We start from the raw sequence: 20364 nt of genomic DNA, 5'->3' as shown, positions 1-20364 counted from the left end.
ACGCGCGGGGCAGGGTTTACAAGCGCGCGGCGCGGCCCATTTCTTTGCGGGTCCCGCAGCAAGCCATGAAAGGCCGCCCTGATGCTGACCGTCCATCACCTGAACAATTCCCGTTCCCAGCGCGTGCTCTGGCTGCTGGAGGAACTGGGCGCGGAATACGAGATCGTCCGGCACGAGCGGGACAAACAGACCATGCTGGCCCCGCCCTCGCTCAAGGCGGTGCATCCGCTGGGCAAGTCGCCTGTGATCGTGGACGGCGGACTGACGCTGGCCGAGACCGGGCCGATCATGGAGTACATCCTGGACAAGTACGGCGAAGGCCGCCTGACCCCGGCGAAGGGCGACGCCGATTACTGGCCGTATCGCTACTGGATGCACTATGCGGAAGGCTCCGCCATGCCGCCGCTGGTCATGAAGCTGGTGATGACGCAGATCCCCAAGCGCGCGCCCTTCTTCATGAAGCCGTTCGCCAACGCCATTCTGGGCAAGGCCCAGAAAGCGTTTGTCGACCCGCAACTGGTCAGGCACGCCGATTACTGGGAAGCGGCGGTGCAGGACACAGGCTGGTTCGCGGGCGAGGCCATGACCGCGGCCGACATCATGATGAGCTTCCCGGTCGAAGCCGGGGCGCAACGCGCCGGATATGACAGCCGTCCGGCCCTGAAAGACTTCCTGAAACGCATTCATGCGCGCCCGGCCTACAAGGCCGCGCTGGAGAAGGGCGGGCCCTACGCCTACGCATAAAGACGCGGCGCTGCGCACCGGCCCCCTTGGCGAAGCCGGATGGCTTTCGTATTTAGGGGCGTAAAGCTTCAATTCATTGAAAACCTGCGCCGATGCGGGCCTGATCAGGAGGCCTTTCCGGCGCGCGCTTTCAGACCACAAGGAAAAGACCTCCATGGCCGGACATTCAAAATGGGCGAACATCCAGCACCGCAAGGGGCGTCAGGACGCCGCGCGGTCCAAGCTGTTCTCCCGGCTTTCCAAGGAAATCACCGTGGCCGCCAAGATGGGCGCGCCCGATCCGGACATGAATCCGCGCCTGCGTCTGGCCATCGCCAACGCCAAGGGCCAGTCCATGCCCAAGGACAATATCCAGCGGGCGATCGACAAGGCCTCGGGCAATGACGTCGCCGAATATGAAGACATCCGCTATGAAGGTTTCGGGCCGGGCGGGGTCGGCATTATCGTCGAAGTCTCCACCGACAACCGCAACCGCGCCGCCGCCGAAGTGCGGGCCGCCTTCTCCAAGCATGGCGGCAATCTGGGCGAGACGGGCGCGGTCAGCTTCATGTTCGACCAGGTCGGCGAGATCCGCTATCCGCGCGACAAGGCCAGCGACGAGGAAATGCTGGAAGCCGCCATCGAGGCCGGCGCCGAGGACGTGGTGCATGAAGAGGACGAACATGTCGTCTTCACCGTGCGCGAGGACCTGGCGGACGTTTCCACGGCGCTGGAAGGCTCCATGGGCGAGGCCAGCTCCACCAAGATGATCTGGCGGCCGCAGAACACGATCGAGATGGATGAGGACAAGGCCGGGACGCTTCTGAAGCTTCTCGACGCGCTGGACGATTCCGACGACGTGCAGAGCTTCTACGGCAATTACGAAATCTCCGACGACGTCATGGAAAAGCTGGACGCCTGATCGGTTCTGGCGCGGCCTGAGGAAAACCGCTAGACATTCCGCCGGGTTACGGGGAATGCGGTAGATGAGCGGCGCAGCGCCAAGGCTTGGGGACGACGAGGACCTCCAGATCGTTCTGGAGACGGCGATGGACGCCGTCATCGTCATGCGCAGCGACGGAAGCGTGCATCGCTGGAACGGCGCCGCCGAAGCCATGTTCGGCTGGTCCGCCGCCGAGGCGGTGAGCCGCAACATGGGCGACATGATCATCCCCCCGCAATATCGCGAGGCCCACGCCAGGGGCCTGAAACATTATCTGGAAACCGGCGAAGGCCCGGTTCTGGGCCAGCGCCTGGAATTGAGCGCGATACGGCGCGACGGATCGGAATTCCCGATCGAGCTTTCGATCCGCGCGCTGAAAGCCCGGGACGCGCCGGTCTTTCTGGGTTTTATCCGCGATATAACCGCCGAGAAGGCGGAAGAGGAACGGCTTGAAACGCAGGCGCAGGAAGCCAGATTGCTGCACCGTGTCGCGAGCCTGGCCGCTGAATCCGCCTCGACCGACGAAGTCCTGCACACCTGTCTGGAGGCGGTGTGCGAGCTGACGGGCTGGCCGCTGGGCCATGCCTTCATCCCCGACACCAACAATCCCGGACGCCTGAAGCCGACCGGCATATGGGCCGGGTCGGAGAGCGGATTCGAGGCGTTCCGGGAAACGACCGCGAAAACCACGCTGGCCCATGGCGAAGGCCTGCCGGGCCATGTCTGGAAAACCGGCGAGCCGCGCTGGATTGACGACCTTGAGACGCATCCCGAATTCGTGCGGATACGCGATGCCGGTCCGCTAGGGGTGCGGTCCGGTTTTGCGTTTCCGGTGCGGGCGGAAACGCGGATCGTCGCGATTCTGGAATTTTTCAGCCAGGTGCGCGAGGCGCCCGATCCCCGGCTGCTGCTGACCGCCCAGACCATCGGCGACCAGGCCGGACGGGTTCTGGAGCGCCGCCAGGCCAGCGACCGTCAGGAATTGTTGCTGGCGGAACTGAACCACCGCGTGAAGAACATGCTGGCTGTGGTTGTGGCCATTGCCTCCCAGACCGCGCGCAGCGCCACGGACCTTGGCCAGTTCAACGAGACGTTCAGCGCGCGCCTGCAGAGCCTGTCGGCGACCTATGGCTTGCTGACCAAGGGCAACTGGGAAAGCACGCCGCTGACCGACCTGATAGACGCGGTCGTTACGCCGCATGCTGGCGAGGGCCGCCTGACGGCGGATGGCCCGCCGGTCCGGCTGGCGCCGCGCGCGGCGTTGGCGCTGAGCATGGTGCTGCACGAACTATCCACCAATGCGGTCAAGCACGGCGCGCTGGGCGCGCCAGCGGGCAAGCTGTCTGTTTCATGGACGCCCTGCCGGGATGAAACGGGGCAACGCATCATGCTGGACTGGACAGAGTCCGGCATGAAAATCGCAGGGCCGCCCGAGCGCCGGGGGTTTGGCGTTTCATTGATCGAAACCAGCGTCCAGCACGAATTGGGCGGACGGGCCGAGATGAATTACAAACCCGCCGGACTGGCCGTGCGGATCGAGTTTCCGCAACCTTATCGCTGAGGCTTTTTTTGACCCTGCCCGTGTTCATATCGCCAGAATCCATTCACCGCCCGCCGGGCCGGCCCGCGTGTGTCAGGTTCGGCGGCGCTGGCGGCGGTCAGAAGGGGCGCGAAGGCGCGGCGGGCCAGGATGCGCCGAAACGTCTGGATCAGCTGAACATTCTTGTTGTCGAGGACGAGTTGCTGGTCGCCTGGCATCTGGAAGGGCTGGTGCGGGACATGGGCGCCTCGGTCTGCGGTATCGCCAATGACGGCGAAAGCGCGCTGGCCATGGCGCGCCGGGAACAGCCGGACCTGATCCTGATGGACGTCAATCTGGGCCGCGGGAAGGACGGCGTCACCGTCGCCGCGGAACTAACCGGCGATCTGGACGCGTATTTCCTGTTCGTGACCGCCTATGACGCCGGGACAGTGGAATCCCGCAAGCGCCTCATGGGCGTGGAGGGCCCGGTCATCGGCAAGCCGGTGGACGGCGCGCGCCTGGGCGCGGCCATTCGCGGCGTCATTCAGAACTGACCGGCTTATTACGCGGGCCTGTCTGGCCAATGGACAAGGTTTAACGTGGGTTTGCCGCAAGGCTGCCCTAGGTTTCGCGCCGTAAAACGGGGCGGAGACATCATCATGAAAACATGGATCGGATGGGCGTGCGCGGCGATGGCGCTGGGCGCTTGTGCAATGACGCGCGCCGGCGCGGAAACGCCGGACGGCTCTGTTGCCACGGTCGACGGGGAACGGGCCGCCTCAATAGACAAGGTCTTCGAAAGCCTGCTTTCCGACTACGGGCTGCACGCTGCCGGCGCCGGCGTGATCCGCGATGGCGAACTGGTCTGGACCGGCTTCTATGGCGAAGAGAGCCCGGGAGAACCGGCTTCGGCGGACACCTTGTTCAATGTGGCTTCGATCACGAAAACCGTGGCGGCCGAGACGATGTTGCGTCTGGCGGCGGAAGGCCGGCTCGACCTTGATGAATCCATGGCGCGATACTGGGTGGATCCGGATATTGAGGAAGATCCGCGCCATGAGGCCCTGACAGCCCGGATGGCGCTGACCCATGTGACCGGATTTCCCAACTGGCGCTTCTTCCTGGAAGACGGAACCCTGCAATTCATTTCTCCCCCCGGCGAGGCGTTCGGTTATTCGGGGGAAGGCTTCGATTACGCCATGCGCTATGCCGAGGAGAAAATCGGGGCTCCTTTTGACCAACTGGTGCGTGAGGAAGTTTTCGAGCCGGCTGGAATGAAAGATGCGCGGTTCAGTGTCGATGAAACTGCGTTTGACCGCATTGCCCGGCCGGCCAGCAGCCAGGGCGAATTTTACGGATATTATTGCAGACCCAATGGCTGGTGCCGCGAACCGGGGGATTATTCCGCCGCCGACGACATGGTCACCACGGTCAGGGATCATGCGGCTTTCCTGATTTCCGTCATGAACGCGGACGGCTACGGGGCGGAGCTGGCCGAAGACCGTGACCGGGTTCAGTCTGTGCGCGACGAAAACCCGCCGTCGATTGCGCCGCCGCGCCTGCAGGTTTTTGTCCGCAACAGCAAGGCTATGGCCTGGGCTGGGAAGTGCTGGATTACGGCGATTTCAAACTGGTCGGACACGGGGGCAGCGACTGGTCGGAAATGGCGCTGGCCTATTTCTATTCCGGGTCGAAGGACGGGGTCATCGTGTTCGTGAACGCGCCCCAGACCGAGGCCGTTATGGCCATGCCCGAAGCGATTGCGGCGCTGGATCCTGATTCACCTATGTTGTCCCGCTATCTTCAATGGCGCGCCGAGGCGGCAAGCCGGAAGAATCAGGAAGAATAGCTGGACGCGGCGGGCCGTGGCGGCGATGCTGAGGCCTGTTTTTCAGACATCGCCGCGACAAAATTGTTCACCACCATATTTCCCCGCCTTGCTCTTGCCGGTCTCGCCCTTCTGACATGGGCCGCGCCCGCGGCGGCGCATGATCCGGAGGCGAAATATCTCGCCAATGAGGGGGTGATGGTCACGCGGGGCGAGACGAAAATCCTGTTCGATCCGCTGTTCGGCGAATCCTTCGGCCAGTACGAGCTGGTCCCGGAGGATATGCGCGCCGCGATGCTGGCCGGCGAAGCGCCGTTCGACGGCGTGGACGCGGTGTTCGTCAGCCATGCCCACGCCGATCATTTTGCCGCCGAAGACATGGTGGCCTATATGCGCGCCGTTTCCGAAGCCCGCCTCTACGCGCCGCAACAGGCCGTGGACATGATGGCGGAGATCGCGGGCGCGGACGATCCGATATTCGCGCGCGTCACGCCCATCGCGCTGGAGCGCCTGGATGACCCGGCGCGTCTGAATGCGGCGGGCATCGCCATCAAGGCCGTGCGCGTCCCGCACGCCGGATGGCCGCAGCGCGCCGATGTGGAGAACCTGATTTTCCGCGTGACGCTGGATGACGAGACCACGGTCATGCATATGGGCGACGCCGATGTCAGCGACTGGCACTACGCCCCGCATCAGGAAATCTGGGACGAGCGCGCGCTGGACGCCGCTTTTCCGCCATACTGGTTTCTTACCTCTGAGGCTGGACGGTCGATACTGACCAACCGGTTCAAACCCGCGCGCACGATCGGGGTGCACGTTCCGTCAAGCGTTCCCGACGATCCCGCCGCGCGCGAAAAATCCTTGAGGGACGCAGATCTGTTCACCCGCCCGGGCGAAACCCGCAGGCTGGGCGAATAGGCGCGCAAGGCGTTCGCATCATTACGTTTTGCTAATTTTCGCTTCACGTTCGCGGGCGCTATGGTCCGCGCCAAGTTTTAACTGACTGGGGAGTCTGACAATGAAGAAATCCTATCTGACCACCGTGTCGGCGCTGGCCGCGCTGACGCTTTCCGCCGGCGCCGCGCTGTCGCAGGACGCCGAAACCGAGGAGGCTGCGGCGACCGAAATGAGTGCTGACGCCGAGATGACCGCCGAAGTGAGCGGCGACGCGCTTCTGGCCGAATGGGAAGGCCCCTATGGCGGCGTTCCGGCCTTCGACAAGATGTCCGTCGACCAGCTTCAGCCCGCCCTTGAAAAAGGCATGGACATGGCGCGCGCCCAGCTGGAGGCCCTGGCCGCCAGCGAGGAAGCGCCGACCTTCGAGAACACCATTGCGGCCATGGAGCGCGGCGGCGAGGAACTGAGCCGGGTCTTCACCTATTACGGGATCTACAGCTCCAACCTGAACAGCCCCGAAGTGCAGGCCGTGCAGCGGGAAATGTCCCCGAAACTGGCCGCCTTCCAGGATGAGATCTACCAGAACAGCGCCCTCTTCGAGCGGGTGAAGACGGTCTATGAGAACCGGGAAGACCTGAACGCGGAGCAACAGCGTCTGGTCTGGGACTATTACACCGACTTCGTGCGCGCGGGCGCGGCGCTGGACGACGAGCAGAAGGCCCGCGTGGGCGAGATCAACCAGCGTCTGGCGACGCTTTACACCAATTTCTCGAACAATCTGCTGCATGACGAAGAGGCCTATGTCACCTGGCTGGGCGAGGACGACCTGGAAGGTCTGCCGGAATCCACGGTGAACGCCGCCAAGTCGGCCGCGGACAATTACGAGGGCGAGGCGGAAGGCGAATACGCCATCACCAACACGCGCTCTTCCATGGACCCGTTCCTGACCTATTCGGACGACCGCGCCCTGCGCGAGGAAGTCTGGCGCACCTATTACAGCCGCGGCGACAATGGCGACGAGTATGACAATAACGCCCTGATCGCCGAGATCCTGAAGCTGCGCGAAGAGCGGTCGCGTATTCTTGGCTATGACAATTACGCCCAGTACGCCATCGAGAAACAGGTGGCGGCCGAGCCGCAGAACGCCATCGACCTGATGATGAAAGTCTGGCCGTCGGCCGTGGCCCGCGTCGAGGAAGAAGTCGCCGAAATGCAGGCGATCGCCGACGAGGAAGGCGCGGACATCACCATCGAGCCGTGGGATTACCGCTATTATGCGGAGAAGGTCCGCAAGGCGAAATACGACCTCGACGCCAACGAGGTGAAAAACTACCTGCAGCTATCCAATCTGGTCGACGGCATGTTCTGGATGGCGGGGGAGCTGTACGGCTTCGAGTTCACCCCGACCGACGATCTGCCCGTCTATCATGAGGACGTGAAGACCTGGGAAGTGACGGACATCGAGTCCGGCGACCCGGTCGGCCTGTTCTATTTCGATCCCTATGCCCGTCAGGGCAAGCGGTCGGGCGCGTGGATGAACGCCTACCGCACGCAGGAATCGATGGACGGCGAGGTGCTGCCGATCGTCTCCAACAACTCCAACTTCGTGAAGGTCGCGGAGGGCGAGCCGATCCTGATTTCCTGGGACGACGCCTCCACCCTGTTCCACGAGTTCGGTCATGCCCTGCACGGCCTGAATTCCGACGTCACCTATCCGACCCTGTCGGGCACGGCGGTGCCGCGCGACTATGTGGAATTCCCCAGCCAGGTGCACGAGAACTGGCTGGCCACCCCGGAAGTGCTGCAGAACTACGCGCTGCATTATGAAACGGGCGAGCCGATCCCGGACGCGCTGGTCCAGAAGATCGAGAACGCCGGCACGTTCCGCCAGGGCTTCGACACGACCGAGTATCTGGCCAGCGCGCTGGTGGACATGAAGTACCACACGCTAGAAGACGCCTCCGACGTCGATCCTGACGCCTTCGAGCGTCAGGCGCTGGAGGAAATCGGCATGCCGGACGAGCTGCCGATGCGTCACCGCAGCCCGCAATTCGCCCACATCTTCTCGGGCGAGGGCTATGCGGCCGGCTATTACTCCTATCTCTGGGCCGACACCTACGGCGCGGACGCCTGGGAAGCGTTTGAAGAGGCCGAAGGCCCGTACGATCCGGCGGTCGCCGAGCCGTTCCAGAAATGGATCCTGTCGGTCGGCAATACGATCGATCCGACGGTCGCCTATGAGAACTTCCGCGGCCGTCCGGTGGACACCAATGCGCTGCTGCGCCAGCGCGGCTTCCCGGTCTCCGGCGTTGCGGGCGAAGCGTCCGGCGACGCCGGCATGGACACGCCCGCTCCGGGCAACGATCCGGCCGAGTAAGCGCGCCTTCCGGATGTGAAGGGATTAAGGGCGGGCCCGAACCGGGTCCGCCCTTTTTCTGTGTGAATTTTTGCGCTTGCCCCTTCCCGCCGCCCCGCAACCGGGTCTAAAACGCCCGGCCCCGGGGGAGACGGATTTTTAAAGATGAGCGAAGAGCGTAAGGCGCAACTCCAGTCACTGCGGATCGAGCGGGAAGAGGACGCGCCGCGCGGCGGCGTCCCCCTGCCCGCCGTTATCGCAATCGCCGTGGCGGCGGCGCTGATCGCCGCCATTGCCGTCTGGCTGCTGCTTCCGCGGGGAAGCGCGCCGGAAAGCGCCGAAACGCAGGCGGCGGCGCAATCGGCGGCCTCCCCCGCCGGCGGCGAAGGCGAATCCGCCGCGCCGGCGCAATCGGCGCCGCCCAGAGCAGGCGGGCTGGCGGCGTCCGGCTATGTGGTGGCGCGGCGGCAGGCGACGGTCTCCGCCGAGATCACCGGGCGGATACAGGAAATCCTGTTCGAGGAAGGCGCGGAGGTCGAAAAGGGCCAGGTCCTGGCGCGGCTGGATGATGAGCGCGCCCGATATGACCTGGCGCTGGCGCAGGCCCGCGCCGCTTCCGCCGGGGCCAATATCGAAGCGCTGCGCGCGCAATATACCGAGGCGGAAAACGTGTTCCGCCGCGCATCGCGCCTGGCCGAGCAGCAGGCCGGCGCGGAAGCCAATGTCACCGCCGCCCGCGCGCAGCTGGACAGCCTCGCCGCCCAGATACAGGCCTCCCGCGCGGAGCTGAACGTCGCCCGCACACAGGCCGCCAGCGCCGAGGACTACGTGGACCGCCATGTCATCCGCGCCCCGTTCGCGGGCGTTGTGATCGCCAAGAACGCGCAGGTGGGAGAGATCCTCTCCCCGGTGTCGGCCGGGGGCGGGTTCACGCGGACCGGCGTGGCGACGCTGGTGGACATGGCCTCGCTGGAGATCGAGGTGGACGTCAATGAGGGCCAGATTCAGCGCGTGAGCGCCGGGCAGCGGGTCGAAGCCGTTCTGGACGCCTATCCGGACTGGCGCATCCCGGCCCATGTCGAGGCCATCATCCCCACCGCCGACCGCGCGCGCGCCACGATCCAGGTGCGCGTGGCGTTCGACGAACGGGATTCGCGCATCCTTCCGGACATGGCCGCGCAGGTGACATTCCTGGAAAACCGGAACTGACTTTAAAATATAAAGTAGGTCTGCTAGATTGGCTGAAATTCGATACAGCCTGACCTGACGAGAGGGACGAAAACGTCATGACGGAGCCGCTCTACCAGCTCACCGATCTTTCCAAGCGTTACACGCGCGGCAAGGAATCGATCACGATTTTCGAGAAGCTGACGATGACCATCCCCGCCGGGGACTTCATCGCCATCATGGGTCCGTCCGGCTCCGGCAAGACGACGCTTCTCAACCTTCTGGGCGGGATCGACGCCCCCTCCTCCGGCGAGGTGGTGTTCGAGGGCAAGCGCATCGACAATATGAGCCAGGGCGCGCTGGCCAAGTGGCGCGCGGCCAATGTCGGCTTCATCTTCCAGTTCTATAATCTGATGCCGACCCTGACCGCGGCGCAGAATGTCGAGCTGCCGCTGCTGCTGACGAAACTGGGCGGCAAGGAGCGTAAGCAGCGCGTGAGGACCGCGCTGGACATCGTCGGCATCGCCGACCGCGCCGGACACCGCCCGACCCAGCTTTCCGGCGGCCAGCAACAGCGCGTCGCCATCGCCCGCGCCATCGTGGCCGACCCGGAAGTTCTGCTCTGCGACGAACCGACGGGCGACCTAGACCGCGCCACCGCTGACGAGGTCCTGGCCACGCTGCAGCTTCTGAACAAGGAGCTGGGCAAGGCTATCGTGATGGTCACCCACGACCCCAGCGCCGCCAAATACGCCCAGCGCGAACTGCATCTGGACAAGGGCCGGTTCGTCGAGAAGGAGCTGGTGACGTGAACGGCGCGACGCTCGTCCGCAAGAACCTCTTCCGCAAGAAGCTGCGGGCCATCCTTCTGCTGTTCTCGATCCTGATCGCTTTCCTGATCTTCGCCGTGCTGGGCGCCTTCAACAAGACGCTGAATGCGGGCGTGGAAACCGCCGCGGCGGACCGGCTGGTCACGGTGAACAAGATCAATTTCACCGTCTCCATGCCCTATGCCTATTGGGGCCGGGTGGCGAGCGTGGAAGGCGTGAAGAATGTCAGCCAGGCCAACTGGTTCGGCGGCTATTACCAGGAACCGCGCAATTTCGTGCAGACCTTCGCGGTCGATCCCGAAACCTATATGCGCGCCTATCCCGAGCTGGAGTTTACGCAGGGCAGCGCCGAGGCCTTTTTCAATAACCGCCAATGCCTGGCGGTCGGGGCGGATCTGGCCCTGCAATATGAATGGAACGTGGGCGAGCGCGTGCCGCTGAATTCCAATATCTGGCAGCAGCAGGACGGCACCTCGGACTGGGATTTCGATATCTGCGCCATCTTCGACGCCGAGGATGACAATGTCCCGGCCAATTACGCCCTGTTCCACTACGAGTATTTCAACGAGTCGCTGGCCTTCAACCGCGACCAGGTGGGCTGGCTGATCATCAATACCGAGGACCCGTCGATGAATGACGCGGTCTCCCAGCGCATCGACGCGATGTTCGCCAACTCCCCGGCCGAGACCGAAACCACGACCGAGGCCGCCTTCAGCAAGGCGTTCATCGAACAGCTGGGCAATATCGGACTGATCATCACGCTGGTGACCGGCGCGGCGTTCGCCACGATCCTGATGATTGTCGGCACCACGATGGTCATGGCGATCAATGAGCGCACGCGCGAGATCGCGGTGATGAAAACCATCGGTTTCCCGGCGCCGCGCATCTTCCGCATGGTGCTGAGCGAATCCCTGTTGCTGAGCCTGATCGGCGGATTGCTGGGGATCGGTCTGGCGGCCTCGCTGATATGGCTGATGTCGCAATCGCCCGCGGTCAGCGGCTCGCTGCCCGGCCTGTCGGTCGGCTGGCGGGTCACGTTTATCGGTATCGGATTCATGATCGCGCTGGGCCTGATCACCGGGTTGATCCCGGCCTGGAACGCGATGCGGGCGAATATCGCCGAAGCCTTCGGGAAGGTCTGACCGCCATGTTCAAGCAAACCGCAGCCATTACGGCTATGAATATCCGCTCCATCCCGCAGCGCCTTGGCATGTCGCTGGCGGCCATTGTCTCCATCGCCTTCGTGGTGGGCGTGCTGCTGGCCTTCATGGCGATGGCCAACGGCTTCTGCGCCACGGTGTCCGGCACCGGCGCCGAAGACGTCGCCGTCATGCTGCGCGCCGGATCGCAGGCGGAACTGAACAGCAATATGTCGCGCGACGAGGTGCTGCTGGTCGAGCGCGGCCCCGGCATCGCCGCGGGCGGCAACGGCGCGCCCGTGACCTCGGCCGAGCTTTACGTGATCGTGGACGGCAAGAAGCGCGGATCGGGCACGGACGCCAACCTGCCGCTGCGCGGCGTCGGGCCGGAAGGGCCGCAGATGCGCGCCGGCTTCACCATGACCGAAGGGCGCATGTTCGAGCCGGGCGCGGCGGAGCTGATCGTCGGCGAAGGCGTGATCCGGGAGTTTTCCGGTTTCGAGCTGGGCGAGGAAATCCGCCTTGGCACGAACACCTGGCGCGTTGTGGGCGTCTTCTCCACCGGGGGCACGGTGTTCGACTCCGAGATCTGGTCGGAAATCGGCGTGCTGCAGAACCTCTACAGCCGCGGATCCTCGGTTCAGTCCATGCGGGCGCAGATGACCTCTCCCGAGGCGATCGAGGAGTTGCAGGCCTATGTGGAGAACGAGCCGCGCCTGAACCTGGACGTGCAGAGCGAAAAGGAATTCCTGGCCAGCCAGGCCGGAGGCACGGTGACGCTGATCAAGTTCCTGGGCTGGCCGCTGGCCGTCGCCATGGCCATCGGCGCGCTCGCCGGGGCCTGGAACACGATGTATTCCTCCGTCGATGCGCGGACCAAGGAGATCGCGACCCTGCGGGCCATCGGCTTCAGCGGCTTCGCGGCCTTCCTGGGGACGATGATCGAGTCACTGGCCCTGGCCATACTGGGCGGAATTCTGGGGGCAGTGGCGGCCTATCTGCTGTTCGACGGCATCAGCGCATCGACGCTGGGCGGCGGGTTCACGCAGGTCGTGTTCTCCTTCGCGGTGACCCCGGCCTCGCTGATCGCGGCGATGATACTGGCCATCATTGTCGGCTTTCTGGCGGGATTCTTCCCGGCCATGCGCGCGGCGCGCGTGCCGCTGCTGGCCGTGCATCAGGACTAAGGACGCCTCTATTCGGTCAGGCCGATGTCATGGGCGATTACCGCGTCCATGACCTGCCGGTCCGCGTTCATGCCGCCCAGCGTCACGAAGCGCCCGTTCCATTCGATCAGCCCCCGGTGGTCCATCGTGCCGGTGTCGGGATCGGCCAGCACGGCAAACTCCCGGGCCGCAAAATCATAACCCCAGGCATGGGCGGAGGGGTCGCTGGGCGCGCCGTCATAGGCGACGCCATCGTAGTTATAGGGATTGTCCGTGCCGCCGATGAAGACCGTCAGGCCCAGCCGGGCGCTGCCCGTCGCCGCCATGCGGTAATGGGCGGGCGGCAGGGAATCCCGCTGCGTCCAGTCGATGATCTCCGGCTGCGCGATGTCGGCCCGCCCTTCCCAGCACTCGGCGGACGGTTCGAAGCGGCGGTCTTCGCCCGGCTTTGACCCCGGCACGACCTTCACGCCATCGCAGATCACCATATGCGCCATTTGCGGCCCGCCGGTCTGCGGCGGATCGGCGATCACCCCGCCCGCATGGCCGAAGACCGGCGCGCCGGGCCAGGGCGTGGCCTGCCGCCATTCGTCGCGCTGCGCGTCATAGAGCTGGACCAGATCGACATTGTCCGTGTCGTGCCAGCCGGAGACCAGATAGATGTAGCGCCCGCCCACCGGCAGTGCGACGGCGTCATCGACCGGGGTCGGCATGTCCGCCGCGCGGGAATAGGTCCGCCCCGCAGGATCGAAAATCCAGACTTTCGGGGTCGATTTTTCCGAGCCGTCATCAGCCACCGTGTAGCCGCCGAAAACATAGATCCGGTCTTCCAGCGTCGCCGCGACGGCGGCCAGCCGTCCCACCCCGTCCGGCAGGCCCGCGATTTCCGCGCACTGCCCGGCGGCGAGGTCGCACTCATAGGCATCGGCGGTCAGGTCGCGCCACGTCTTGCCCGCGTGCAGCCCGGCAAAGCTGTAGGCCATCGCGCGCCCGTCCACGCGCGCCGCGGCGACCGCGTTGTTCGAGACCGCCTCCGGAAGCCGGGCGATCACGGCGGAGGCCCGGTCCGCCGTTGTGATGGTCATGGTGGTGTTCGATTGAACATCGGCGGCGACGTCATATTGCGCCGGGGCGCCGGTTTGCGTGGCGCAGGCGGCCAGCGCGCCGGCAGCGGCCAGAGATATGTATTTCATTCCAGGCGTCCCTTCAGATTCTTGAGCGCGCCGCGCCACGCCGCCTTCATGATTTCGCATGTTCCGGCGTCGGAAATCTTTTCGTGATTGACCGCGATCTGCGTCTTGCCGCCGGGCTTTTCTGTCAGATAGATCGCGACCCGGCCGCCGCTGTTCCAGGACCCGCGCAAAGTCTTGTTCGGGTGCGCGGTCGTGACCTCGATCCAGCCCGTGGGCGCCCATTCGCGGAAGGCGCCGGTGCTGACTTCTTTCCAGACGGCCTTGGGCGGGGCGGCGATGGTCTTTGAAGCGGTGGCCTGCAAACCGTCCGGCATTTCATGCTTTTCGCGGCGGCCGCGCGCCTGCTCCCACGCATTGGCGATGGTCTGCGCCCACCAGCCGGAGACGCCCTGATCCCGCAGGGCTGCGGCGATGGATTTATGATCCAGCTCCGCCGCCCAGCTGTCCAGATCGGAGAACCACGCGGCCCAGTCCCGGCCCGTGGCCTTGATGGCGGCGTCGTCTCCGGGGCGGGATGTCATGTCCGGTTCAGTCGCCCCGGAAGAATTTCCCGACTTCCGAAATCAGGCCCGCTTTCGCCGCCTTGACGATATGGGCGCCCTTTTCCGGCGTCGCCTGCGAGGGGTCGGAGCCGATGCGGCCGTCCGGGAAGCGCCTGCGATAGTCCGCCGCGTCGCGCACCGGGCCGAGCGGGGCGTGCTTGGGCGACATCTTCACGTCCTTCTGGTGCTCCGGGTACGCGTAATAGGTGACCGACACCTCCGAGGCGGTGGCGTGATAGCCCTCGCCCGAGGGGATCACCTCTTCCACCGCTTTCGCCACGCCCGGCAGCTGCCACCAGTTGGCCTGCTTGCAGACGAACGGCGCGGACTCGCCCGCGAAGGAATAGGCGGCGTAAGCTTCCGCGAAGGCCGCGTCGATCGTGGCGATGTTTCCGCCATGGCCGTTCAGGAAATAGATGCGCGTGAAGCCGTGCCGCGCCAGCGAGGCCAGCCAGTCCTGAATCACCGCGATCATGGTGGAGGGCGACAGCGTCATGGAGCCGGGAAAGCCCAGATGATGCTGCGCCACGCCGATCGAGAAGGTGGGGCCGACCAGAAAGCCGCCCTCGTCCCCCGCCTCGCGCGCGATGACTTCGGGACAGATCGCATCGGTGCCGACCAGTCCGTTCGGGCCGTGCTGTTCATGCGAGCCGATGGGAATGACGATGCCGGTGGATGTTTCCAGATAGGCTTCGACTTCGGGCCAGGATGCGGTGTGTAGGTTCATGGGCTTCGCTCTAGCGCGCAGGACCGGCTGCTGCAAGGCGGCGCCATTGCCGGAACCGGGGCCGCTCCCCACTTGTTGATGACAGGCAAAGACAACAGAGAAGGAGATCCTTCCATGGCGAGAATGGCTGCGGAACGCATTGACTGGATTGTGGTTTTCGATGGCGCCAAGGCGCTTCTGTTCGAGAACGAAGGGTTCAGCGATGCGCCGGACTTCAAGCTTCTGGAGAAGGACGAGATCGACAACCCGCCTGACCGCGAACTGAAAACCGATGCGCCGGGACGTTCGGCCGATAATGGCCACGGCCAGCGATCCGCCATGGACGAGACCGATTTCCATGAGCAGCAGGAAAGGCGCTTCGTCAAACGCATCGCGGAATCACTGAACCACTCCGCGATGGAGAACAAATTCGACCGGCTCTATGTATTCGGCGCGACCAGTTCGCTGGGCACGTTCCGCGACAATCTGCATGAGAAGGTCACGGAGAAAATCGCCAGGGAAGTTCACGGCGACTACGTGAACCACCCGGTGAAGAAGCTGGAAGAGCGGTTCAAGAAGGAACTGGCCCCGCCCAAGGAAGACTTCGAAATTCCCGGCGGCTAGCGCAACGCCGCGACCTCCAGAACATTTTCGGGCGGGCGGCCAAGGGCCGCCCGTTCGCCGTTTATGGCGATGGGACGCTCGATCAGTTTCGGGTTCTCGCTCATCGCCTTGAGAAGCACGTCCTCGTCAGTGACGTCTTTCAGGCCCAGCTCCTTATAGACGTCCTCTTTCGTGCGCATCAGCTGCCGCGCGGAGTCGAAATCCAGCTTCTTGACGATGGCTTTCAGCGTGTCCGGACTCGGCGGGGATTTCATATATTCCACGATTTCCGGATTGATCCCGTGCTGGCGCAGCAGCGCCAGAGTCTGGCGGGACTTGGAGCAGCGAGGATTGTGATAGAGCTGGAGCGTCATTGTCCGGCGTTCCTGTTTTCGTGTTGTGCGGCCATCGCCAGTATGCGGCGGGCGCGCGTCAGGTGAAGAATTTCAACCATCTCGCCATTCACGCTCAACACCGCCTTGCCCTGGTTTTCAGGCGCGTCGAAGGCGGCGGCGACGGCTTCCGCCCAGGCGACTTCGTCCGGGGCGGGGGAGAAGGCGCGATTGGCGATGTCGATCTGCGCGGGGTGGATCAGCGTCTTGCCGTCGAAGCCGAGACGGCGGCCCTGAAGCGCCTCCGCTTCGCACCCTTCGGCGTCTTTCACGTCATTGAAAACCCCGTCCAGCGCGATCAGGCCGCAGGCGCGGGCCGCGGCGACCGTGGCGGCCAGGTGCGGGACCAGTTCGGCGCGGTCCGGGCCGGGACGGGCGCGCAGTTCGGAGGTCATGTCATTGCCGCCAAAGACCAGCGCCTCGAGCCCGGTATCGGCCGCCTGCGCGATCTCTTTCAAATTCATCAGGGCGCGCGGCGTTTCGATCATCGCCCAGAGCGGCGTCTGGGCGCCGGCCGGGAGCATCCGGCGGACTGATTCAAGGTCCGCGGCGGCGGCAACCTTGGGGATGACGATGGCGTCGGCGTTGGCGTCCGCGGCCGCTTTCACGTCCGCCGCGATCCAGTCCGAGTCCAGCGCGTTGACGCGGATAACGTGCGCGGCGCGACCTTCGCGGCTGGCGATGCGGTCCGCCGCCATGGTCCGCGCGGATTCCTTGTCCGCTTCGGCCGTCGCGTCTTCCAGATCAAAGACAAGGATGTCGGCGTCCAGCCCGCGCGATTTTTCCAGCGCGCGGGCGTTGGAGGCCGGCATGAAAAGGGCCGACCGCCAGAGGCGGGGTGCGGAGGCGGTCATGGAGCCGCCCTATTTGGCCTGCTTCTTCAGCTCTTCGAGGATATTGTGGAGCAATCCTTCAACATTGCGGACACGGAACAGGAGTTCCTCAACCTGAATGTCGGAGACTTCAAAATCCGCGTCGGGTTCGAAATCCGCCGCTTTCTCTTCCGGGTCGATCGCCATGACGCGCCTCTTGCTGTTTTGTGAAAACCTTCGGATCGAAGTCGCATTGGCCGGGGATGCTGTCAACTTGGTCGCCAAGCGGTCTCGAATCCGGCTACCCTACCCGCTATACGGGATTTTCCCGCCCGCCAATTCCAGCAGCAAATCCGCCCCGCCGCCATGGCCGATGCGCCCCTGATCTCCATCGTCACCATAAACCGCGATAACGCCGCCGGACTGTACCGCGCCCTGCGCAGCGTGGAGCGGCTGAACCGCGCCTGCGAGCTGGTGGTCGTGGACGGGGATTCCAGCGACGGATCCGCCGAGATTGCGCGCGATTTTTCCCATATCGTCACCACCCTGATCGCCGAGCCCGATGGCGGCATCTATGACGCCATGAACAAGGGCGCGCGGGCGGCCACGGGCGAATGGGTAATCTTCATGAATTCGGGAGACGCCTTCGACGCGCCGGAGGCGCTGGACGATCTGGATCTGGACGAAGCGGACATCGTTTATGGCGATGCGCGCGCCGCCGGAGCCGGCCATGTGCGCCAATACGCGCGCTCGCTGTGGCGGGGCATGGCGTTCTGCCATCAGGCGGCGCTGACGCGGCGCGAATGGCTGGAGAAATTCCCCTTCGACGAGTCCCGGCGCGTGATCGCGGACTGGGAGTTTTTCGTAAAATGCGACCGGGCGGGCGCGAAGATACGGAAGACGGACCGCGTGATCGCCAGCGTTGACGATACGGGCCTGTCCTATGGCGACAGCGCGCGCCTTGCGGCCGAACGCCTGCCTGTCGCGCTGCGCCATTATGGCTGGAAGACCCCGCAACTGATCCCCTTCTATCTGAAGCTGATGGCCCCGGCCGGGGAGCGCGCCGCGTGAGCCGGCCGCCCATCATCATCGCCGGGGTCGGGCGCAGCGGCACGACCGCCGCGTTCGAGCTTATCCATGGCTGGCTGAAGAATCTGGAACAGCTGGGGACCCCGGTTTACGAGCCCTATATCTGGGATTCCAAAGCCCTGTTCCGGGGCGATGATCTGAACCCGGACGGCTTTACGACGCAGGCGTTTTCGGCGCGCGGCGTGCTGACCCATCTGGAAACGCCGCTGTTCCTGACCGAACCCAACGCCGCCCATGACCAGTTCGTCGAGAGCCTGGTTCCGGAGGGCGACGGGCTGATCAAGATGATCCGCGGGTGCGGCCGGCTGGAGGCGTATTCGCGGCTCTACCCGAACGCGAAGGTCATCGGCGTGGTGCGCAACCCGTTCGACAGCGTGAATTCGGCGCATCTGCATTTCTCGCTGCTGGGCGACGAGTTCCACCGCAGCGACAAGCTGCGCCTAGCCGAAGAGATAGAGCGGCGCTTCGGCGACAAGGCCGACCTGCCCGCCAGCCCCGACGAGAAGGAGCATGTCTGGGCCGGTTACTGGTGGCTCTACATGAACCGGGCCCTGACCGAGCATTACGCGGCGCACCCGAAGAACGTGATGCTGCTGCCCTATGAGCTGCTGCTGGAAAACGAGGCCGTGGCGCGCGACCGGCTGGCCGGGTTCCTGGGCCTGGCGCCGCTGGCCGCGCCGGAAGTGACGCAGGGGCGCAAGCGCACCGGAGTCACGACCAAGGCCAACCGCGTGCTGAGCGAGGCGGAGATCGGCTTCCTGACCGATTTACAGAACTGGTACGAGGAATTCCTGCTGGACCCGCTGGAGACGGAGGGCCTGATCTCCGACCGTTACAAGCTGGGCGGTCTGCAGGATTTCTACGAAAAGAGCACCGGCCATTCCCTGCTGCGCAAATATCCGACCTGGCGCACCAGCGTGGGCTGGCGCTTCGCCTTTGACGGACGGACCGGCCACAAGAAGCAGGACGCGGAGACGCGCGCCAGCGAGGCGCAGGCGCAGCTGGAAAACGCGCTGAAATCCCTGGCCCGCCCCTCCCGCAATGACGACGCGCAGATCAGCTGCATCGTCAGCATCCATAACGAACCGCTGGAGACGATCGAGCGGGCGCTGGGCTGCCTGCTGACGCAATCGCTGCGGCCGACGGAAATCATCCTGGCCGACGACGCGTCCGACGAGGCGGTGTCCACGCATTGCCGCCGGCTGGCGGAATCTCATTTCAATGTGCGGCACCTGCGCCAGCCGAACAATGTCGGCCCCGGCGCGAACCGGCATCTTGCGACCCTGCAGGCCCGTCAAAACTGGGTCGCCCACATGGATACGGACGATTTCTGGTGGCCGGACAAGCTGGAGGCTGAATGGGCGGCGCTGCAGGGCGCCGACGATCCGCTGAGCGCTGTCGCGATGAGCGATGTCGAGGTCTATGAGGACGGAGATTACGATCATAGCTGGGTGATGGAAGAGCTGGCGGCCCTGCCGGGCTATCGCCAGGTCGGCTATCTGTTCAGGCGCGACGGCCCGGTGCCGCGCGACATGCTGATGACCAAGGCGCTGTACCGCGCCGCGGGTGGGTTCGAGACCTATGGCCGGATGTACGAGGACTGGGTCTTCAAGCTGCGCCTGACGCGGGTGGCGAGCGCCTGGGTGGCGACCGGGCGGAGCGGGGTTTCCTATTACCGGGAGCGCGATCTGGGCCTGTCTTCCGGCGATGCGATGAAGCATCTCTACTGGCGCTGGTTCGCCCTGTGCCGCAACGCGGCGATCGAACCGGATTACGAACCGCTGCTGCGCGACGGCTTCTGGATGGCGGCGGAGCTGCTGCCGGCCCATGAATGGCTGCGCAAGCTGTTGCACATCGCGCTGGCCCGCGCGGTGAAAAGCGGCGATCCGCAACCGGCCCTGCGCCGCGCCGCGCAAGGCTTTCTGGACCGCGCCCGGCTGGACCGCCCCGAGGGCCATTACGCCGGGGAGCTGGAACGCTTCGCCCAGGACTTGATGGGCATGGAGCGCGGCCAGAATCGGACCCGGAAGCTGAAACTGGTCCGCACGCGGTAGGGTTTTTGCCTCGCCCTCTCGCCTCTCTCCACCGTCATCCTCCGGCTTGACCGGAGGACCCAGGGAACGTGGGGCGCAAAGATTTCAACTGGGTCCTCCGATCTCCGCTGTGCTCCGTCGGAGGATGACGTTTTGGGTTGGTGTTTTCGGTTACGCGTGACCCGGTCTGATTGTTGTTGATTCATCCCCCCTAAATTGTCATCCCGCACGGAGCGAAGCGGAGATGCGGGATCTTGGCGAAGCTTGCGCGCTTGTTCGCCTGGATCCCGGATCAAGTCCGGGATGACAGGTGGGTGATATAGAGGCGCGCGTTTTGTTCTGTGACGGCCCTTCGAGACGCCGCGCCTGAAGGCGCGGCTCCTCAGGGTGAGGGTGATGGGGAGGGTTAAGGGGAAGAGGGCT

The 20364-nt window shown here is 64.7% G+C and carries 20 protein-coding genes; 14 read left to right on the top strand and 6 right to left on the bottom strand.

All coding sequences use genetic code 11. The annotated features are described in order from the left end of the window. The first annotated feature begins 81 nt into the window (after positions 1 to 81). From L338_RS04210 to L338_RS04155, 11 genes are all read left to right on the top strand, one after another. Positions 82 to 744 (top strand): glutathione S-transferase family protein, encoded by a 663-nt coding sequence (locus L338_RS04210; RefSeq protein WP_022697118.1) that lies wholly within the window; start codon positions 82 to 84, stop codon positions 742 to 744. Between the two features lie 154 nt (positions 745 to 898). Then, on the top strand, positions 899 to 1645 hold the full coding sequence (locus L338_RS04205; protein ID WP_027068265.1) for a YebC/PmpR family DNA-binding transcriptional regulator: 747 nt from the start codon (positions 899 to 901) through the stop codon (positions 1643 to 1645). Between the two features lie 64 nt (positions 1646 to 1709). Next, the gene (locus L338_RS16340; RefSeq protein ID WP_022697116.1) at positions 1710 to 3227 is read left to right on the top strand and encodes a sensor histidine kinase; all 1518 of its coding nucleotides are present in this window, start codon (positions 1710 to 1712) and stop codon (positions 3225 to 3227) included. A gap of 8 nt (positions 3228 to 3235) precedes the next feature. Beyond that, positions 3236 to 3742: a response regulator gene (locus tag L338_RS16335; protein ID WP_022697115.1), complete on the top strand. Its 507-nt coding sequence runs from the start codon at positions 3236 to 3238 to the stop codon at positions 3740 to 3742. Between the two features lie 105 nt (positions 3743 to 3847). Further along, positions 3848 to 4906: a serine hydrolase domain-containing protein gene (locus L338_RS04190; protein ID WP_022697114.1), complete on the top strand. Its 1059-nt coding sequence runs from the start codon at positions 3848 to 3850 to the stop codon at positions 4904 to 4906. 194 nt (positions 4907 to 5100) lie between these two features. Continuing rightward, the gene (locus L338_RS16330) at positions 5101 to 5934 is read left to right on the top strand and encodes an MBL fold metallo-hydrolase (protein WP_022697112.1); all 834 of its coding nucleotides are present in this window, start codon (positions 5101 to 5103) and stop codon (positions 5932 to 5934) included. 100 nt (positions 5935 to 6034) lie between these two features. Next, positions 6035 to 8290, top strand: a complete 2256-nt coding sequence (locus L338_RS04175) for a M3 family metallopeptidase (protein WP_022697111.1) — start codon at positions 6035 to 6037, stop codon at positions 8288 to 8290. 144 nt (positions 8291 to 8434) lie between these two features. After that, a complete protein-coding gene (locus tag L338_RS04170) occupies positions 8435 to 9478 on the top strand; it encodes an efflux RND transporter periplasmic adaptor subunit (RefSeq protein ID WP_022697110.1) in 1044 nt (347 codons plus the stop codon). A gap of 77 nt (positions 9479 to 9555) precedes the next feature. Further along, the gene (locus L338_RS04165) at positions 9556 to 10248 is read left to right on the top strand and encodes an ABC transporter ATP-binding protein (RefSeq protein WP_022697109.1); all 693 of its coding nucleotides are present in this window, start codon (positions 9556 to 9558) and stop codon (positions 10246 to 10248) included. Further along, positions 10245 to 11408, top strand: a complete 1164-nt coding sequence (locus tag L338_RS04160) for an ABC transporter permease (protein WP_022697108.1) — start codon at positions 10245 to 10247, stop codon at positions 11406 to 11408. Before L338_RS04165 ends, L338_RS04160 begins: the two co-directional genes overlap by 4 nt. A 5-nt stretch (positions 11409 to 11413) precedes the next feature. Continuing rightward, positions 11414 to 12592 (top strand): ABC transporter permease, encoded by a 1179-nt coding sequence (locus L338_RS04155; RefSeq protein ID WP_022697107.1) that lies wholly within the window; start codon positions 11414 to 11416, stop codon positions 12590 to 12592. Positions 12593 to 12600: 8 nt separating this feature from the next. Here L338_RS04155 and L338_RS04150 read toward each other — a convergent pair whose 3' ends face one another. From L338_RS04150 to L338_RS04140, 3 genes are read right to left on the bottom strand one after another with little or no spacing between them, the layout of a single operon-like run. After that, positions 12601 to 13764 (bottom strand): Kelch repeat-containing protein, encoded by a 1164-nt coding sequence (locus L338_RS04150; RefSeq protein ID WP_022697106.1) that lies wholly within the window; start codon positions 13762 to 13764, stop codon positions 12601 to 12603. Further along, positions 13761 to 14285, bottom strand: coding sequence for a hypothetical protein (locus L338_RS17530; RefSeq protein WP_022697105.1), 525 nt, complete (start codon positions 14283 to 14285; stop codon positions 13761 to 13763). The genes L338_RS04150 and L338_RS17530 overlap by 4 nt, the downstream gene beginning before the upstream one ends. A gap of 7 nt (positions 14286 to 14292) precedes the next feature. Further along, positions 14293 to 15033 carry a creatininase family protein gene (locus L338_RS04140; protein ID WP_022697104.1) on the bottom strand — a complete coding sequence of 247 codons (741 nt, stop codon included), beginning with the start codon at positions 15031 to 15033 and terminating at the stop codon, positions 14293 to 14295. Between the two features lie 114 nt (positions 15034 to 15147). On the opposite strand from L338_RS04140, the gene L338_RS04135 reads away from it, so the two are divergent. Further along, positions 15148 to 15636, top strand: a complete 489-nt coding sequence (locus L338_RS04135; protein WP_161624595.1) for a VLRF1 family aeRF1-type release factor — start codon at positions 15148 to 15150, stop codon at positions 15634 to 15636. Here the strand turns inward: L338_RS04135 and arsC are convergent. Genes arsC through L338_RS17525 form a run of 3 tightly spaced genes read right to left on the bottom strand, consistent with a single transcriptional unit; the run spans position 15633 to position 17026 of the window. Beyond that, the gene (gene arsC / locus L338_RS04130) at positions 15633 to 15989 is read right to left on the bottom strand and encodes an arsenate reductase (glutaredoxin) (RefSeq protein ID WP_022697102.1); all 357 of its coding nucleotides are present in this window, start codon (positions 15987 to 15989) and stop codon (positions 15633 to 15635) included. The two genes, L338_RS04135 and arsC, sit on opposite strands and share 4 nt — an antisense overlap. After that, positions 15986 to 16861, bottom strand: a complete 876-nt coding sequence (locus L338_RS04125) for an HpcH/HpaI aldolase/citrate lyase family protein (protein WP_022697101.1) — start codon at positions 16859 to 16861, stop codon at positions 15986 to 15988. Before L338_RS04125 ends, arsC begins: the two co-directional genes overlap by 4 nt. Positions 16862 to 16870: 9 nt before the next feature. Further along, positions 16871 to 17026, bottom strand: coding sequence for a hypothetical protein (locus L338_RS17525; RefSeq protein WP_022697100.1), 156 nt, complete (start codon positions 17024 to 17026; stop codon positions 16871 to 16873). 159 nt (positions 17027 to 17185) lie between these two features. On the opposite strand from L338_RS17525, the gene L338_RS04120 reads away from it, so the two are divergent. Continuing rightward, a complete protein-coding gene (locus L338_RS04120) occupies positions 17186 to 17890 on the top strand; it encodes a glycosyltransferase (RefSeq protein WP_022697099.1) in 705 nt (234 codons plus the stop codon). Continuing rightward, the gene (locus L338_RS04115; RefSeq protein ID WP_022697098.1) at positions 17887 to 19962 is read left to right on the top strand and encodes a glycosyltransferase; all 2076 of its coding nucleotides are present in this window, start codon (positions 17887 to 17889) and stop codon (positions 19960 to 19962) included. The genes L338_RS04120 and L338_RS04115 overlap by 4 nt, the downstream gene beginning before the upstream one ends. The last annotated feature ends 402 nt before the right edge of the window (positions 19963 to 20364 follow it).

It is taken from the genome of Euryhalocaulis caribicus (assembly GCF_000412185.1).
GTDB lineage: Bacteria > Pseudomonadota > Alphaproteobacteria > Caulobacterales > Maricaulaceae > Euryhalocaulis > Euryhalocaulis caribicus.
The sequence above is the reverse complement of the archived record's forward strand: the minus strand, read 5'-3'. Positions and strand labels throughout refer to the sequence as shown.